Origin of the sequence: uncultured Kordia sp., assembly GCF_947489565.1 — a bacterium.
Classification (GTDB): Bacteria; Bacteroidota; Bacteroidia; order Flavobacteriales; family Flavobacteriaceae; genus Kordia.
In genome coordinates, this window is record NZ_CANLEA010000073.1 from 1 (window position 1) to 305 (window position 305).

Here is a 305-nt window from a genome sequence, read left to right on the forward strand (position 1 = left end):
AAGTCCTCCGTTGGTTCTCCGGTAGTATCATCTGTAATTGGAATACTTACATCTACTGTCGTTTGTCCCGCTGGGATGGTTGCTGTAACTGTTGTCGTGGTATAATCATCTGGATTGGTTGCGCTGTTATCTGTGGTAGTGATACTTACTACCGTATCTACACTACTTGGATTGTCTATGCTCACCGCTACACTTGCTGTTCCTGCATCTTCCGCTACCGTTACATCACCTACACTCATTGCTGGTGTATCGTTATCAGTGATCGTTACGGTTCCACTATCGTTCGTGTTTGAAGTGTTTCCACT

Annotated in this window: 1 protein-coding gene; it reads right to left on the reverse strand. The window is 44.9% G+C overall.

The window, feature by feature from the left end:
• Positions 1-305, reverse strand: a 305-nt coding sequence (locus tag Q0845_RS27765) for a Calx-beta domain-containing protein (RefSeq protein WP_298521222.1), incomplete at both ends; no start/stop codon positions are given.